The organism is Vibrio jasicida CAIM 1864 = LMG 25398, assembly GCF_000400365.1.
Classification (GTDB): Bacteria; Pseudomonadota; Gammaproteobacteria; order Enterobacterales; family Vibrionaceae; genus Vibrio; species Vibrio jasicida.
The window spans coordinates 1-470 of sequence record NZ_BAOG01000264.1 but is presented as its reverse complement, the minus strand read 5'-3'; the positions used below and the strand labels follow the sequence as shown (position 1 = coordinate 470).

1 protein-coding gene and 2 tRNA genes are annotated in these 470 nt (G+C 48.3%); all 3 read left to right on the top strand.

Annotation, left to right across the window (positions count from 1 at the left end):
- The first annotated feature begins 116 nt into the window (after positions 1 to 116).
- A tRNA-Gly gene (locus tag VJL_RS27420) sits at positions 117 to 191 on the top strand.
- A gap of 13 nt (positions 192 to 204) precedes the next feature.
- Positions 205 to 280, top strand: a tRNA-Thr gene (locus VJL_RS27415).
- 101 nt (positions 281 to 381) lie between these two features.
- Positions 382 to 470 (top strand): GTP-binding protein (locus VJL_RS27410; RefSeq protein WP_001982298.1); only part of this gene is annotated, 89 nt, incomplete at its 3' end.

Below are 470 nucleotides of genomic sequence, written 5' to 3'. Positions count from 1 at the left end.
GGGTTCCCGAGTGGCCAAAGGGAGCAGACTGTAAATCTGCCGGCACTGCCTTCGATGGTTCGAATCCGTCCCCCTCCACCATATTCTTAAGGAAATAGCTCTCAGAGTTACGTGTTGCGGGCATCGTATAATGGCTATTACCTCAGCCTTCCAAGCTGATGATGCGGGTTCGATTCCCGCTGCCCGCTCCACTCTAATTTGAGTGCTGATATAGCTCAGGTGGTAGAGCGCATCCTTGGTAAGGATGAGGTCGGCAGTTCGAGTCTGCCTATCAGCACCAGCTCTCAAAGTTATTTCCTTTTGATATAAGATTTACCAATTATCTTTTTTGGTTGCGTGGTCAATTCGGGCCACCTAAATCCGTACCTAGAGGGACTACTCATGTCTAAAGAAAAATTTGAACGTACGAAACCGCACGTTAACGTTGGTACTATCGGCCACGTTGACCACGGTAAAACAACTCTAACTGC